Source organism: Variovorax sp. E3 (genome assembly GCF_016082275.1).
In the GTDB taxonomy this organism is placed as follows: domain Bacteria; phylum Pseudomonadota; class Gammaproteobacteria; order Burkholderiales; family Burkholderiaceae_C; genus Variovorax.
Map to the genome: position 1 here is coordinate 1 of NZ_MOWM01000379.1, position 571 is coordinate 571.

Below are 571 nucleotides of genomic sequence, written 5' to 3' on the forward strand. Positions count from 1 at the left end.
CTTCGTTGCGCTCGAACAGCCGCAGCCGCGCCAGCGCGACCAGGGCCGTGGCGCCCTGCGCGCCGCGCATGCGGGCATCGGGCACGGGGTTGGCGGCGAGCAGCAGGCGCATCAGCGTGAGCCGCCCGCCCCACAGGCGCTCGCAGGCCGAGACTTCAAGCATCAGCGCCTCGTCCTGCCAGGCGACGTGGGGCGTGTAGTGCAGCGCCCACCAGCCGAGGGCCTCGGGCGTGGGCAGCACCGCGGCGTCAAGGGTGTCGACGTCAATCGACCACTGCAAGGCGATCCAGTGCACCGGGGCCTCCTTTCCACGCATCGATGCGCACCACCTTGGCCGAGGTTGCCGTTTCGCCGGCAAGCTCGGTGCCCTGCTGCTGCAGCCGCAGCTTGCGACGCAGCCGGGCGGCGGCCAGCAGCGCGGCCATGCGCGCGTTGCGCGCGGGCAGCATCACCGGCGTCGACAGCGGCGGCCCGCGGCGCTTGAGGATGTGCAGCTCGATCTGCGACGCGTCGGCCTCGCAGCGATCGGCGCGAATGCGCAGCCGCGCGGGCGAGGCCGACAGCGCGACCG

At 73.7% G+C, this 571-nt stretch carries 2 pseudogenes; both read right to left on the minus strand.

The features are described 5' to 3' along the window. Positions 1-295, minus strand: a pseudogene (locus tag BMG07_RS40965) (DNA polymerase Y family protein); the annotation flags it as partial. Beyond that, positions 264-571: pseudogene (locus tag BMG07_RS40970) on the minus strand (hypothetical protein); the annotation flags it as partial. The pseudogenes BMG07_RS40965 and BMG07_RS40970, both read right to left, overlap by 32 nt.